This is a genomic window from Daejeonella sp. (assembly GCF_046590655.1).
Classification (GTDB): Bacteria; Bacteroidota; Bacteroidia; order Sphingobacteriales; family Sphingobacteriaceae; genus Daejeonella.
Genome location: NZ_JBKJUM010000072.1, coordinates 1 through 13,431, shown reverse-complemented (window position 1 = coordinate 13,431; position 13,431 = coordinate 1). Strand labels below are relative to the sequence as shown.

Annotated in this window: 13 protein-coding genes and 1 pseudogene; 8 read left to right on the top strand and 6 right to left on the bottom strand. The window is 37.2% G+C overall.

The genetic code is table 11. The features are described 5' to 3' along the window. The first annotated feature begins 107 nt into the window (after positions 1-107). The 5 genes from ACLL8Z_RS07570 to ACLL8Z_RS07550 all read left to right on the top strand — a co-directional run bounded on the left by ACLL8Z_RS07570 (position 108) and on the right by ACLL8Z_RS07550 (position 4,501). Positions 108-689: a hypothetical protein gene (locus tag ACLL8Z_RS07570; RefSeq protein ID WP_411274163.1), complete on the top strand. Its 582-nt coding sequence runs from the start codon at positions 108-110 to the stop codon at positions 687-689. A 578-nt stretch (positions 690-1,267) separates the two neighbouring features. After that, positions 1,268-2,170 carry a beta-1,6-N-acetylglucosaminyltransferase gene (locus ACLL8Z_RS07565; RefSeq protein ID WP_411274162.1) on the top strand — a complete coding sequence of 301 codons (903 nt, stop codon included), beginning with the start codon at positions 1,268-1,270 and terminating at the stop codon, positions 2,168-2,170. Between the two features lie 6 nt (positions 2,171-2,176). Continuing rightward, a complete protein-coding gene (locus ACLL8Z_RS07560) occupies positions 2,177-2,560 on the top strand; it encodes a sugar 3,4-ketoisomerase (protein ID WP_411274161.1) in 384 nt (127 codons plus the stop codon). 39 nt (positions 2,561-2,599) lie between these two features. Beyond that, positions 2,600-3,382: a methyltransferase, TIGR04325 family gene (locus ACLL8Z_RS07555; RefSeq protein WP_411274160.1), complete on the top strand. Its 783-nt coding sequence runs from the start codon at positions 2,600-2,602 to the stop codon at positions 3,380-3,382. Between the two features lie 33 nt (positions 3,383-3,415). After that, complete coding sequence (locus tag ACLL8Z_RS07550) at positions 3,416-4,501, top strand: DegT/DnrJ/EryC1/StrS family aminotransferase (protein WP_411274159.1); 1,086 nt, start codon at positions 3,416-3,418, stop codon at positions 4,499-4,501. An 89-nt stretch (positions 4,502-4,590) separates the two neighbouring features. Here the strand turns inward: ACLL8Z_RS07550 and ACLL8Z_RS07545 are convergent, their stop codons facing one another. Together ACLL8Z_RS07545 and ACLL8Z_RS07540 are read right to left on the bottom strand one after the other, a co-directional pair. After that, a complete protein-coding gene (locus tag ACLL8Z_RS07545) occupies positions 4,591-5,346 on the bottom strand; it encodes a glycosyltransferase family 32 protein (protein WP_411274158.1) in 756 nt (251 codons plus the stop codon). 21 nt (positions 5,347-5,367) lie between these two features. Continuing rightward, entirely contained in the window at positions 5,368-6,510 is a 1,143-nt protein-coding gene (locus ACLL8Z_RS07540) for an acyltransferase family protein (protein ID WP_411274157.1), read from the bottom strand. 201 nt (positions 6,511-6,711) lie between these two features. Between ACLL8Z_RS07540 and ACLL8Z_RS07535 the strand changes: the two genes are divergently transcribed. After that, complete coding sequence (locus ACLL8Z_RS07535) at positions 6,712-7,053, top strand: hypothetical protein (protein ID WP_411274156.1); 342 nt, start codon at positions 6,712-6,714, stop codon at positions 7,051-7,053. A 70-nt stretch (positions 7,054-7,123) separates the two neighbouring features. Further along, a complete protein-coding gene (locus ACLL8Z_RS07530; protein ID WP_411274155.1) occupies positions 7,124-7,567 on the top strand; it encodes a GNAT family N-acetyltransferase in 444 nt (147 codons plus the stop codon). Between the two features lie 34 nt (positions 7,568-7,601). Here ACLL8Z_RS07530 and ACLL8Z_RS07525 read toward each other — a convergent pair whose 3' ends face one another. From ACLL8Z_RS07525 to ACLL8Z_RS07510, 4 genes are all read right to left on the bottom strand, one after another. Then, positions 7,602-10,361 carry an amino acid adenylation domain-containing protein gene (locus ACLL8Z_RS07525; protein WP_411274154.1) on the bottom strand — a complete coding sequence of 920 codons (2,760 nt, stop codon included), beginning with the start codon at positions 10,359-10,361 and terminating at the stop codon, positions 7,602-7,604. 91 nt (positions 10,362-10,452) lie between these two features. Continuing rightward, positions 10,453-11,235 (bottom strand): 4'-phosphopantetheinyl transferase family protein, encoded by a 783-nt coding sequence (locus ACLL8Z_RS07520; protein ID WP_411274153.1) that lies wholly within the window; start codon positions 11,233-11,235, stop codon positions 10,453-10,455. 97 nt (positions 11,236-11,332) lie between these two features. Further along, positions 11,333-11,749 (bottom strand): hypothetical protein, encoded by a 417-nt coding sequence (locus ACLL8Z_RS07515; RefSeq protein ID WP_411274152.1) that lies wholly within the window; start codon positions 11,747-11,749, stop codon positions 11,333-11,335. Positions 11,750-11,827: 78 nt separating this feature from the next. Then, positions 11,828-12,997 carry a glycosyltransferase family 2 protein gene (locus ACLL8Z_RS07510; RefSeq protein ID WP_411274151.1) on the bottom strand — a complete coding sequence of 390 codons (1,170 nt, stop codon included), beginning with the start codon at positions 12,995-12,997 and terminating at the stop codon, positions 11,828-11,830. A 116-nt stretch (positions 12,998-13,113) separates the two neighbouring features. Here ACLL8Z_RS07510 and ACLL8Z_RS07505 point away from each other — a divergent pair. After that, a pseudogene (locus ACLL8Z_RS07505) lies at positions 13,114-13,431 on the top strand (hypothetical protein); the annotation flags it as partial.

Here is a 13,431-nt window from a genome sequence, read left to right as displayed (position 1 = left end):
TTGGACGAGCAGGTTATCATTTATTAAAATTACCAAAATCTGTTTAGGTGGTGGATCCGTAACTTAAAATAAGAAGTCTGCTCAATTATTAATTTAAAATTTATCTAATGTCACTATTCACCAAAAAAAATCTGACTAAGGTTGAAGCCTGGAAGGCACGTAATGGCCTTAAGATACTGAGAGTTTCCTTGGGATTTGTATTTCTGTGGTTCGGTGTACTTAAGTTTTTCCCGGGGTTAAGTTCCGCTGAAATGCTGGCTGGTCGAACCATTTTTAAATTGACCTTTGGTTTTATCTCTCCTGAACTTTCAATGCCTCTGTTAGCAGTTTGGGAAAGCATTATAGGCATAGGTTTGATTACAGCTTACAGGTTAAGAATCATTTTGTTATTGTTATATTTCCAGATGATAGGCACCTTCTTGCCGCTAATCTTTTTCAATAGCGAAACCTGGACGAACCATCTGTTTGTCCTGACGCTTCTGGGCCAGTATATTATTAAAAATATCATATTAATTTCATCCGCCATTGTTATCGGAGCCACATCAAACGGCGGAGCGTTAATTTCCGATCCATCAGTTGCAGAAAAGGCTCAACACTTACAACTCTTAAATTCCAGTTTCCGCAGACGCTTTGATACGGATCCATCTCAGAACGTGCAAACCAACAAACTTTCAAATAGCTCGTTTTAAAATGGCTCTATTCGCTAATAACAAGATGGACATAATGGATGAACGCATTAACTTTTTGATTCCCAAAAGATCATTAGTCAAGAATCTTAAACATGGATTTTATTTAATAATGGACGTATTGACCGGTACAGAACGGCCTTGGTACTTGCCGGTTTAAACGATATACGACTAAACATAATTTGGCTGAGATTCCTGGTTTATAAAGAAAGTAATTAACTAGTCATTTACTATATTAGAAAGTTTCCGGGAAAATATGAGAACTTACGGGTCAGATTTCGTAACAACTAGTTTCTTGAAATACGAATATATTTCATCAATGAAGATTCGGTTTTATGATCCGTTATAGTCATAATGAAGGGGGTCTAGGCATTAGCCAGGTATCTATTAAAATGCCTACCGCCGTTATCTATGCGTTATGATCTCTTCATGTGAAAGTAAATTAATTTTCAGAAAAGTTTTACAAAACCATTTTCTAGTGTGTTATGTTGTTTCATCACACAAAGAAAAATATTTTTAAGGAAATGCAGCAAATAATGAAGGTTACTGACATATAATGTTTTAATTTTTACGGAGAGGGAATGAAGATCGCCACGATAATAACAATATATAAGCAACCAGAACTAATTGAACGCTTGCTCAGAACTATGGAGCATGCTGGATTTGACTTTTATCTTCATATAGATAAAAAAGTCGATATCGCAGAATATCGCTATTTGTCTAATATCCCAAATACTTATATACTTAAAAAGCGATTTGACATTAAATGGGCTGGCTATTCAATGATTGACGCTTTGACATATGGCATGAGAGAGATTCTTAAGTCCGGGATAGAATATGACTTTATTAATCATATGAGTGGTCAATGTTACCCTATAAAACCTATTTCGTTGATATATGATTTCTTCAATAGCCATAAAGGTTCTAATTTTTTGAACTGCGAAACTTACCCTTCTGATTGGTGGAATAAAGCCGTGGGCAGATTTGAATTATACCACTTCCCATCGTATTCTATTAGAGGAATTCACCGATTTTCAGATGTGCTTACTAAATTCTTGCCGAGAAGAAAACTACCTTTTGATTATACTTTATATGGTGGTGCTTTTGGAGCGTACTGGACAATTACAAGTGCAACTGCAGACCATATAATTAACTACCTGGAGCGAAATAAAAACGTAGAAAATTTTTTTAGAAAAACCTGGGGCCCGGACGAGGTGCTTTTTAATACACTAGTAATGAATTCACCGTTTTGCGCTCAGGTTATAAATAAAAATTATCGCTATATCGACTGGTCCGCAGGGCTTCCAAATCCTAAAATACTAACTATAGATGACTATGAAAATCTGACTGACTCGGATGCCTTTTTTGCAAGAAAATTTGATCTGGGGGTTGATAGAGAAATTTTGAACATTATAGATAAAAATCTGTTAATTAAAGAAACCGCGGAAATAAGATCCGATGGTTTCACCACTAACATCCTATAACTTGCTATGGCTAAACTTGTAGAGCTCAAAACGTTACTCGATGCTCGCGGAAGCTTAACTGTCTTGGATAATATTGAGGAATTAATTCCCTTTCAAGTTAAAAGGATATTTTTCATAAATACCTTAGTGGATGAAGCCAGGGGAGGCCATAGGCATCATTGCACGAGACAGGCAATTATTTGTATTAATGGCTCTTGTATTGTCTCAAATCATGATGGTGTGAATCAGGCAGACTTTGTATTGGACGGTCCGGAAAAGTGTCTTTTTTTGGAGACTTACGATTGGCATATCATGCATGAATTTACTGGAAATACCATTTTACTGGTTTTGGCATCCGAAAATTTTGACGTTTCTGATTATATCTTCGAGCCGTATCCTGAGGCTAGCTAATAAGTACTAAATAATAATCGAAAAAATTTATTCAAGAATATGGTTAAATTTCTGATACAGAATTATCGTCGATTAAAATACAATACCTATGGCTGGTTTGGAAATTACGATACCTGGGAAGCTGCTAAATCGAAATGCACAGGTTATAATGCTACGGCTATTCTTGACAAAATAAAAGATGGTGCATTGAAAGTCAAAAACGGAGAGGCTGTGTATGAAAGTGACGGCGTTTTATATGACAAAATTGAACATAGTTATCCCCTACTTGCCCATCTATTGTGGATCGCACAGAAAGGCCGCATTTCCGTAATGGATTTTGGAGGTTCCCTGGGTACTTCCTACTTCGAGAACAAGCCTTTTATGGATCGTTTGGAAGAGGTGAAATGGAGCGTTATCGAGCAACAAGACTTTGTGACAACTGGTAATAATGAAATAGCCAGGGACGCGTTAAAATTCTATTATACGATGGATGAAGCCACGCAGGAAAGGGGCATGCATGACGTTTTTATAATGTCCTGTGTATTGCCATATCTGGAGAAACCCTATGATTTCCTGTCTGAAATTGCTGCCAGAAATTTTCCATATATTATCATTAACAATACCTATTTTAATCCCCAACCTGGTGATCGAATTACAGTGCAAAAAGTTCCTGTTTATTATTATGAAGCATCGTATCCGGCCTGGTTCCTAAATTATGAACGTGTAAAAGCAGCTTTTTCGGATAAATATGAACTCGTTGCTGAATTCAATAACGATGCTTTTTTATATCTGTATGGAAGGAGAGTCAATTACCGTGGTTTTAGCTTGAAGTTGAAGGAGTAATATTCTATATTTAAGGAAAAAGTCTATCCAAACATGATATCTTATGAGAATCTTGCATTTTCTAATAAGCGGTATATTGACGACTTTAAGGCCGTCTTCGCCAGCTTTCTAGAAGATGGACAATACATTTTGGGTAAACGCCTAAAGAAATTTGAAGCTTCGTTTGCAGAATATCACAAGTCCAGTTATTGTATTGGTGTTGGCAACGGTTTAGATGCGTTGATTCTTTCGATGAAGGCTTTAGATCTCCCAATGGGATCTGAAGTTATAGTTCCATCCAATACGTATATCGCCAGCGTCCTTGCAATTCTTCATTGTGGGTTGACACCCGTTCTTGCGGAGCCGGATATGGTGACGTATAATATCTCGGCCGAAACAATTGCATCTTGCATCACCAAACGAACCCGGGCTATTCTTGTAGTTCATTTGTACGGAAAATGTTGTGCAATGGACGGTATATTAACGCTTGCAGAAATTCATCGTTTGCACATCATCGAAGACTGTGCTCAATCACATGGCGCCAGTTATAAAGGAAAGTTATCCGGAACTTTTGGCTCTGCGGCGGGATTTAGTTTTTATCCAACCAAGAATCTTGGCGCTTTGGGTGACGCGGGGGCTGTCCTGACTAATGACGTGTCAATTTCAATGCGAATACAACAACTAAGAAATTACGGATCAATAGAAAAATATCAAAATGACCTGATAGGATATAATTCCCGATTGGATGAATTGCAAGCAGCTTTCTTATCAATAAAATTAAAAGACTTAAATGCCCGTAATATTCATAAAAGAAAGCTTGCTTCCATTTATTTAAAGCATCTAAAGGACGACTATATTAAACCTTATATATCAGATGATCATTTCGACGTATTCCACATTTTCTGTGTGCGACATAAGAAAAGAGATACTCTGCGAAATTATTTATTAACTCACGGCATAGGTACAGAAATTCACTATCCCGTACCACCGCACCACCAGAATGCATTGAGAGTTCAATTCAGCGGAAAGTCATTTCCCGTTTCTGAAGAAATTCACAATACAGTTTTGAGTCTCCCATGTTCCATGTATCATACTGAGGAAGATATATATCAGGTCATAGAAAGAATGAATGCATTTTGATCCAACAATAAATATTGTACGCACCGCATCGGATACCTATAGATGTATATATTACGGATAGAACGGTTAGAAGGTAAGTGATAATAAACTTAGAATTTTGATCTTAACACGATTAATTTCCAGGTAATCCTTTCTATAATCTTGAAGTTTTTAACTCCTAAATATTTACAAATCAGTGCTTCAATTTTCAAATGCCGGGGAAGCCAGGATCCTAAAAAGTGGTGTATGCATACAGTTTTTTCTGTAATCTCCACTTTTCCAGTCCAATAGTATTTAGGGCTAAAAAAATCACTTGGCAATATTCTGATTTCATTTGGATCGTTTGTTCGCAGTGAAGCTTCCGCTAAACTTTTGACCGATACTATTTTGAAGTTAGAAGCCAGCACTTCATTTACAATCACAGGTAGTACTTTTGTGTCAGATCCGCCCTTGTTTATGAATCTCTTCTGCTGATAATAGGAAAGACATGCTTTTACCCATTCTGAGTTCTTTTCTGCTCCAAATACCGCCATTTCAGGAAGATTTCCTTGTTTTTCGTAACATACCATGGAGGTTAGATGAAGGAATGGATCAAATGATTTTAGTAATTCGACGTCCAGGTCCAGGTATATTCCGCCGTAATTATAAATTGCGTAAAGTCTGATATAGTCCGCAGCAAAGGCATATTTCTTATCTTCGTAGGCTTCCTTCACCCAGATGCTTTTATCAATATCAAAATTTTCAAAATTCCATAGCAGAAACTCGTAATCCGGCAAATGCAACTTCCAGCTTTCCAAATATTCCTCAAACTGGATGGGGATGGGATCTTTGCTTAACCAGCAATAATGAATAATCTTTGGTATCATCTCTAAATAGCTTGCCGGATATTATGTGGTGGAGATTTTCGAAAACCGGGTTTTTAGTTTTAGGAATGGTTTTTCAAGGAAATAATAAGATAGCGAAGCAACCGCAATAGTTAACAGCAAGGCCAAAACATAAAGAAAAATGTTAGGACCGTTATTGTTAAAATTGAATGACAGATCTTTTAAAAAGCGAATGGTGATTCCGATAGCTAATTCATGATACATGTACAAACCGAATGATATTTGACCAAGGTAGTTCAAAACCGGGTTCTCCATTTTAAAAAGAGAGTGGGGGTTTACTGCAACATTTAGTATAATAATCCCAAATAAAGAGGAGTAGATAATGTGATTGAAAGCAGGAATTTTGAATCCGGTTGCTAGAAAAATAACAATGGTAACGTAGCAAAATATCTGAAGATATTTATTGAAAAGAATCTTTAATATCTGCTCTTTTTTTTGATGTAGGATATAAGCACAAATACTGCCAATTATCATGCATTCGAATCGTGAGAAATACAAGATATCGAGTATCTTCTTAATAACTTCATGGCTTTTGTTATCAGATATTTTTTGAAAAAGCGTCAAGCTTGTTTTCAAGATGAAAATTCCGGATATTAAAATGATAAATAGCCGCAAAGGCTTTTTGGTGCGTGAAAGGAGTAAGGGCCAGGTGAGGTAAAATTGTTCTTCTACGCCAATTGACCATGCGGGCGATATATAAGGAGTATGTGGGAATAAAATATACGAAACATTTGGCAGTAAAAGCATAAACAGGAGTAATTTTGGGTAAAAATTCATATACAGATCCCCTGAAAGTGAATTTTGGAGATAGGGGATATTGGGAAGGATGAAAAATCCTGCCAGAACAACTGTGTAATATAAAGGCCAGATTCTTAAAATTCTCCGGAGGTAAAACTGACTTAATGAAATTTTACCAGTAAGGTCTTTTTCAATAAATAACAGGTAAGTGATCAGGAATCCGCTCAGTACAAAAAAAAAGGTTACGGCAGTACCACCCAATTCCATAAATGTCGGAGTGTAATAGTAGTTATTGTATTCATTTCTTGATTTCAGCAGTTCAACATGTGAAGCGAAGACCAAAAAAGCAGCGAAGAATCGTAATGCATTTAAACCTGGGAAGTAAACCTTGACTTTATTTTCAATCATACCCTCTGTTAACTCAGAAAAGCTATTCTTGTTTGATTTAAAAGTTTGTTTAAAAGTTGACCGAGAATCTTTCTGTTAATATTTACACGACAGGTTTGTTTTTCAACAGCCAACAGTTTTTGCTAATAGTTGTTATGAAAAAAGCGTCCATTTTAAAAATAGTTGCTGATCCATATTATAAGTTTTAATTTTGTTAGTGCTATGACGATTAACCTCTTACTCTCAATTGCCCTAAAGAAGCTTAGCCTAAAAATAGGATCATTTATATTATTAGGATTCGGCTCTTTACTATGGCCAATTTCTATAATTGCTGTCTTGTGGGGTATTTATGATGGATTTATTCCGGCCATTCATAAAAAGGAATTTGAAAAGGCAGCGGTGATATTATTTATTTTATTGGTAACCTGCATTGTAATTATTGTCTCCTTAGATAAAGTTGTTTACCTTATAGCATATATTGTACCTATAATTCTTGTATATGGATACATAAAAAGGTATATCAGCCCCCGGCAGGAAACAATACCGGATTATCGTAACAACTAGCAGTCAAGATTATTCACTTTAATAAACCTTTCAGTTTTAACCATTAGAAGCGGTGCTTGTTTGATTCCAAATGAACGTACAAAAGTTGACAAAAGCAGATATTAACAACTGCGCAACCCTTATAATGCACGCATACAATGGCCCTCCCTGGAACTATCAGTGGACTACTCCAAAAGCCATATTGTATTTAACGGAGCTCTTTGAGTCCTCTAGGTTTGTTGGATATATTATTTATGAAGAAGAAGTATTAGTTGCGGCTATGTTTGCGCATACAAAAACCTGGTGGACTGAAGATCAACTAATGATCGATGAACTTTTTGTTGCTGCTAACGAACAGGGGAAAGGTTATGGACAAACATTGATGAACTCAGCCATTGAGTATACCAAAAACAGCAATATTAGCAGCATTACACTGATGACGCACAAGTATATGCCTGCTATTACTTTTTATGAAAAGAATAAATTTATAAAGGCAGAGCAATTCGTATTAATGTTTTCGGAGTCAGTTGATTAAAAGTAATCAAACATTTTTAACAATTTTTCTTTTGTTAACTGTTGTCTAATGCCTGCTGAAGTGCTCTGGCAAATTCTTGCGCATTAGGATGAAGCAGCATTGTTTTATGGTCGCCCGGAACCTCATAAACCTTAACTCCTTTTAGTGCATATTTCCTCCATCCGAGGTATTGAAAATCGTTGACGAAATAGATTCTTTCTTTGGCTCTAAAAAGGTGTACCGTATCATCGAAAGGCATCATATTATAATTCTGAAAAGCATAAAGATGCTTTTCAGTAATCTTATCTACAAGGGTATAGAATGTATTTGATTCCGCCGTTCTTATGCCTGTCAATTTGCCTACTGCAGAGTTGAAAGCTCTCGACAAAAGAAGCTTTTGATAATTAATAGTAATTGCCGGCCGGGAATATAGTGATTTCATAATCCATAAGAATTTCGGTCCCTGACTTCTAATCTTATTCCACATATTATGAGGCCATTTTCTGTAATGATCAGAACCTACGGCATTTGTATCAAATATGGCCAGCATTTTAACTTTCTTCCCAATTGCCTCTAACTGATTTCTCATTTCAACCGCAACATAACCTCCAAATGAATATCCTGCAATAGCGTAAGGTCCCGAAGGATTATGCTCAAGTATTTCCTCGATGTATGAACTTGCAATTTCTTCCATGTCGTCTAAGGGGTCCTCTACTCCGCTTAGACCTTTAGCTTGCAAACCGTAAACCGGTTGATCAGGGTCTACAAACTTTGCTATACTACTAAAATTGAGCACGTTCAGGCCGCTGCCATGAATTATGTAAATGGGTGATTTGCTTCCAGATTCTTTTATGGGAACCAATGATTTCCATTGGCTTTCCATGTTTGACGGTTTAACTTCATTGGAGGATAACAGTGAGCTAATTGTCGGATATTTAAATAAAATTGACAAGGGGAAATGTATGCCTATTTCGCGTTCAAGTCTGGTCATCATCCTAACAGCCATTAATGAATGCCCCCCCAGTTCAAAAAAATTGTCATGGATACCGACTCTTTCAACACCCAATATCTCCTTCCAGATTTCTGCAAGTTTTAATTGCTGTTCAGTTTGAGGAGCTTCATATCTGGCACTGGAAGGATCTGAAATCTCAAGCTTTGATAAAGCCTGTTTATCAATTTTTCCGTTTGATGTCAGTGGAAATTGTTTAAGTTCTTCAAGAAACGCCGGTAGCATATACTCGGGAATCTTGCTTTTCAGATAAGCAAGAATCTCCTTTCTGTCGAAACTTTCATTTTTCGGAACAATAAAAGCTATCAGATTCTTATGACCGTCGTTTTCCGTTCGTGCAATAACAACTGCCTGATCGACAAGGTAGAATTTGTTCAAGAGATTTTCTATTTCTCCTAATTCAACACGAAACCCTCGAATCTTGACCTGGCTGTCTTTACGCCCCAAAAATTCTAAGTTTCTGTCGGGCATCATTCTTCCCAGATCGCCGGTACGATACATTCGGCCACCGGCCCGGGAGTTAAACGAATCTTGCAAGAACGAGTGTCGCGTTTTATCAGGATCATTAGCATAACCTCTGGCTACACCTACGCCGCCGATATACAGCTCTCCTATAGTACCAATTGGTACGGCGTTAAGCTGCTCATCGAGCACGTAAAAGAAATTGTTTGCAATAGGCCTTCCATATGGTATGCTTTTCCAATTTGGATCCAGCTTATCTACTTCGTAATAATTTGACCAGACTGTTGCTTCGGTAGCTCCGCCAAGGCTTATCACTCTAGCATTGGGAAAATGATTCTTAATTTCGTCCGGCAGTTGGATTGGAATCCAGTCGCCGCTTAAAAACACGAGCCGAAGTGAATTATCCACAAATGGTTCTTTAGCCGATCGGAGTTCCTTCACTAAATAGTTCATGGTCGTTGGAACTGAATCCCAAAAAGTGATTTTATGTTTTGTAAAGAATGTCTTTAGTTTGCTGATATCGACAACTTCCTCATGGTTTGCAATTACTACGGCGCCGCCTGCAGAAAGGAGGCCAAAGATATCGTACACAGAAAGATCAAAGCACATCGAAGTTATAAACAGAACACGGTCGTTTGAGCCAATATTATATGTGTTGTTAACCCATTCGATCAAATTAACCGCAGAGTGATGTTCTATCATTACTCCTTTTGGAACTCCGGTAGAACCGGAAGTATATGTTGTATAAGCTAAATCATTGCTTTTAATAGAAGTTTTTAAATTGCTGCTATCAATTTTTTCCAGTTCCGCTTTATTGAGATTTATTATTTTTTGATCTGATTTCAAATTCAGCCCGGGGTAATCTGTATCAATAATCACGTGACTGGCTGATGATTGATTCAATATATATTTCTGGCGGTCTGCAGGATATTCAGGGTCAATAGGAACGTAGGCGCCGCCTGCCTTTAAGATAGCATACATGCCAATAATCATATCGAAATTCCTGCCGGCTATCAGCCCTACATTACTTCCGCGTTTAACTCCCGCGTCAATCAGATAACGGGCTAACTTATTGGCACTTTCATTCAGTCTGCGATAAGTAAGGTTAAAGTCATGCCGGATTAATGCAATATTCTCGGGGGTTCTATGTACCTGCTCTTCGAAAAGATCTACAATAGTCTTATGAGAAGAATAGGGTGTAATAGTAGCATTAAACGACTCCATAAATAAAACTTCGTCTTCAGGAAGTATCCCTAATGGGCTAATGTTCTTTGATGGCGATAAGTTTTGATCGGGCAAAGTTCCTAAGATTTGGGGCTGTTTTTGAGATGAAGCCAATTTCATTTAGTAAGCTATATTTTAGCCGTGATTTCTTTCAGTGTTAATGGCTCTTTTAATAGAATTAGAGCAGTTTTGCGTTGCAATAGTCTCGATGTTACGTAATTTCATTAAGCTCGTTAAAAGTTAGTTTCTTATTCCGACCTTTATAAGCTACACTTGCAATACAAAATTTATCTGCTCCAAAACTATAAACAGACCAGTCCATACAACTATCTATTACCCCCGTATTAATTTGATGTGTGCCATTAAGACAAGGGACAAATTTAATTTTGTCAATGATACCCTGGGATGTCCCTTTTAGAAGTGCTTCTTTTCTGGTCCACAACAGGTGATAGGCCTCAATTGGCGAATGTTGATTATTGATAAAAAATTTCTCAGCGGCACTAAACAAGTAATCCATATCTGTTTTTATCGGGTAAGCTTTATCACAATATTCAACATCAATGCCAACTTCTTCATTAGAGACTGCGATTAATATACATGGTCCCGAATGACTTACGTTGAAATGAATGCTTAAGTTACATTCATTTTTCACTTTAGGCTTCATTCTTTCACTGTAGGTGAAAGATATCGCTCTTGGATTTACATTTAAATACTTTCCTAGAAGTATTCTTAGTAATGCTCGTGCAGCGATGGATATTTGCCGGTCCTTCTCAATCAAAAGCCGTGCAGATCTTGCTTTCTCTCCAGATTCAAGCAAATCATGGAAATTCTCCATGTGATGTAAATATGTATTCAGGTTAAATCGCCATACTTCTACGTTTCCGGGCGTTAAAAACGACGGTAATGCTTTTTGCCATACAAGCGGTGGAAGTTCCTCAAAATGAACCTGGGTTTGTAATACCGTATCGACAGGACTTTCCAAACTTTTTTTCACAGGTTTGATAACCCGTATATCTTTAACATTTTCGAAGGCTGAATGTTTCAGTTCGAAAGAGGCAGATTGAGAAGTGGAAAGGATATCTATTGTAAAATTATTTTACCTGTATACTCTTAGATATGGATAATATATGATTGATTTCATTTGTTGAAAGGCTTTTGTCAGTTTTAAGTACACAAGCAATAGGAAACTCTGAATTCTCAATGTTCATGGTAGATATTTCCCCTTTAAACATTTGACTTAGCGTTGCAATTACTATCTCTGCCTCACGACATTTGCTTTTCAAAAAGATGGCTCTTTCCTGTTCACTAGCATCGCTGAACTCGCCATAGTTTATTCCGTATATGGGATCATATATTATTGTAGACACGACTGCTGTAGTTAGTTCATAATCACCTTCCATGGGAGTGTTAAATGCATCCAAATAAGATACATCACCTTTTAACTTTTTCATAACCATATTAAAGAGAAAGGAAAGTTTGTGTACGAAAATCAGAATGATTTTAGACATTTCCAAATTTATTAAAACAGAATAAATTTAATTACGGTAGCCGAAACTATAAAACTCATTTGGAATGAGCTCAGGGATTTATTTCCTTTTCGACTTTTCCCAGGCGGCAGATTGGGCACCATTGTAATAGCGGAATGTGCCTGCAATTACAGCATAATTCATCATTGTAAAATAAAAGGGAATAAAAGCTGCTTTCAGCTTGATCTTTCTGCCTTCCAAATACCAGCCAAACAGTGCTGTCAGGTAGAATAAAATTTGCAGGAATAGAGTTGATAAATATAGTCCAGATTGAGGATAGCTAAAGACGATCATTATATTAAGGAGAAATAGAATTATCATCAGCCAGGGTGTGAGTAACCAGCGCAATAGCCTGTGACTAATATATTGGAATGTAAGCACTGGATTATTGAATGGATTTACAGCTCTTTTTAACCTGTAAACGGATTGAATGCCTCCTGCAGCAATTCTGATTTTACGTTTGAGTTCTTCACCGGAATCCGCAGAAGCGCTTTCGAGAGCGAATGCATTAGGCTCGTATGCTATGATGTACCCTTTTTCTGCGATACGCATAGCTATCATATGATCATCGATGATAGTATCAGTTTCAACTGGCTGATATAAATCTGTCCGAATGCTAAAAAGTTCCCCTGCGGCACCCACATTTGAATATAGCTCATAGTCCCATCTTTTGAGTGCCGATTCATACTTCCAGTAAAATCCCTCGCCTGCGGAACTTGCATCGGCAGACTGATTAACCATAATTTTCTTTTCCCCGGCGACGGCGCCAATCTTTGGATTCTGGTAATGCTTCACCAGGTGAATTAGCGCTTCTTTATTCAGGAAGGTATTAGCGTCGGTAAAAACCGTCACATAACCGGATACAAACGGCATGGCTCTCTTGATCGCAGCCATTTTCCCCAGGCGCTGGTTTACGTGAAGCAGCTCTATCTCTGTGTGCTTACTAACTATTTCGGGGGTTCTGTCTGAAGACCCGTCTGTAATAAAGATAAACTGAACTTTGTTCTTCGGATAATTTAATTCAAGACAGTTTAAGATCTTATCTTCAATTAATGATTCTTCATTATATGCGGCTACGATCACGGTTACTGATGGTATATCGTACAATGGAGAGAATAAATATGGTTTTTTAACCAGGCGTTTTACACTTACCAGCAGGTAAAGAAATAGACCATAACCAAAAAAAGTATAGAAGATGATAAAAAAGCAAATCCAAAACGCTAAAATCATGTTTAATCAAAATATGTGTGGGAGAGTGCTAATTAGTTTTAAAACGAGGCCTTACAAAGTCGCGCGGTGTTTTAATGTATAAACCTAAAAATTTAACCCCAGTTCGTCGTAACAACATGAAAGCTATACTTTATGTTTTGTTGATTTCTTTTATACTTCAGAATTGTATTAATAATGGACCCAGAGAATCAAATTCAGGTTTTGATGATAGCACCCGGGTTGGCGAACATAATAAGATTAAGTTTAATGACATGCTCGGCGTGAATGCTTATGAATGGAACTTTTTGCAGGATCCTGCCAATCCTGATTTAAAGGCTATTTTCGAGCCAAAGATGTCGTTGATCAAGTCATTTAGCGGTGTCCGTCATTATTTGGATTGGGAGAAGCTTGAGGATGTTCCGGGCAGCTATACATTTAATCCTACCCGTCGTGGC